The organism is Arthrobacter rhizosphaerae (assembly GCF_023062595.1).
Taxonomy (GTDB): Bacteria; Actinomycetota; Actinomycetes; order Actinomycetales; family Micrococcaceae; genus Arthrobacter; species Arthrobacter rhizosphaerae.
Genome location: NZ_JALLAN010000039.1, coordinates 1 through 1,867 on the forward strand (window position 1 = coordinate 1; position 1,867 = coordinate 1,867).

A 1,867-nucleotide genomic window follows, 5' to 3' on the forward strand; every position below is an offset into this window, starting at 1 on the left:
GTGACCGCATGTGCCGCAGTCATACCCGTTACGAGGACGAACAGTATTGCCGCGAACAGAGTCAGGACGCGACGGAGTGATAGCTTCATTTTTCAGGCTTTCTGCAGGTGCCCTGGGCCTCGACCCGAAGGCACAAATAAAAGGAACTCGGGAATCCGGCATTTGCCGGTCCGTGTGTGCTTCGGAAGCCTTTTCCAGACCCCAAAGCCACAAGGCCGCAGCATCCACAATGAGCTGCGCCTTTCAAATCGGACGAGCGAGCAGTGCCAATCGCCTACGCTGTCCTCGCCACTCAACAGATAGGCAGTCTACGGCTAATTGTTCATACTTATATTTGGATTCTTTCAATGCAAATAATGCAAAAATGAATCCGCCGATTCCCAGTCATGGCGGGATGCCTGCCATCAATGGCAGGCGACACTGAGGCCTTAAACATGGCTCCCGACGGGTACATCGTACGTCTGTGCGGCGCAGTATGAAAGACAGCGGCGATACTAGATACGGGAGAGTTGGAGGAGGCCAAAGGTAAGCATTTTTACCTCACCTTCCGTTTACATTTTCCGGTATGGACAACCGCAGCCTGCGTCCAGGTCCTCGAATGACATGAAGAGCTTCAGCCGCAGAACCACATCACGGCCGACTTGCTGCTCCTGCTCGGAAATTTCCTGTATTCACCTGTTCACTGCGTACAAGGTTCCTCTATGGCATAAAAGAACCCACCAATTACCCCAGCGATTCACACAGAATCCGATAGCTCACCGGACACTGGTCAAAAACGATCCATGAAACCAATCGACCAACAAAAGATCGTGGGATCCTGGCGCTCTATGGGCTGATCCTGGCGTTGGACCCAGCAGCTCCGAAAACGGTCGTTGGTGAGCAATGCCTTGCCTGCGTTGCTGCAAGACGGGAAAACACTCCCTTCCAGCATGATCGTTACCGGCCGGCTACATCCGCGATGTGTTCCGCGACGTTCCGGCCTCCAGAGCGCCGCTCACGATCGGTGAAGACGTGCGCCATCGCGATGCGTTGAACAGCGGCCGCCCAGTATGTGCTGCTCACCGCGGCGAGGTTCGCACGAGCTGTACGGCCGCCCCTGGGACCGTCACTGGGGCATGGCCAGAAGAGCGAGATCTCGTCGAGGCCGACGAAAGCGTGACAAACGCTTCGCTCCCTCGACAGGGTACTGAGTGCCTGAAGCGCACTTGACTTTCCGACCCCGGGCGAGCCGTTGAGCAACAATGCTCGCGATGCCTGGCAATCGCTTTCGCCCGATTCATGGTGGACGTGAGGTGAGTCCGCCGCACCTTACCGACCCGACCCTTGGCCAGATATCTAACCTGCAGGCAAAACGGACGATCAGGTCCGATGTCGCTTCGCCCGGCTTGACGGGAAATCACGTATGGGGGGCTGGAATTATGGTTTGTCATTCTCCTGATCGAGGTCCAGCATGGGTTCAAGGGGGCGGTGCTGTCGCAGAGGATCAGTCGTCGCCGGGCATGGGAAGGCATTGGCTGGACGTGGGTCTTCCTTGCACACGTGTGCGGTCGTGATGGCCGCGCAAGCAGGGAAGGACTTCCGCGCGGAAAGTGACGAGAGGTAAAAGACGCGGCGGAACCGGCGGTCATAGCCTGCGGGCTGTGATGGGTCGGTAAAGATGCCCGGCTCGCCCTGCGGGTTGCCCGTAATGAGGATGTTAACGGCGGGAACAACTTACACCGGCTTGGCTGGCCTTTATGTCCCCGTTACCTTTTTCGTAGCCCCGGTCCTGTTGCAGGATAAGGGGTGTTGGCCGGTCGGTCCCGGCATGGTTTCTGCCCCCAGTCATGAATGATCCGGGGGGTGTTGTCACCGGGACCGGCTTGGC

1 protein-coding gene is annotated in these 1,867 nt (G+C 57.6%); it reads right to left on the reverse strand.

Annotation, left to right across the window (positions count from 1 at the left end):
* Positions 1-936: 936 nt before the first annotated feature.
* Positions 937-1,062 carry a hypothetical protein gene (locus tag MU551_RS23410; protein WP_281507448.1) on the reverse strand — a complete coding sequence of 42 codons (126 nt, stop codon included), beginning with the start codon at positions 1,060-1,062 and terminating at the stop codon, positions 937-939.
* Positions 1,063-1,867: the final 805 nt, after the last annotated feature.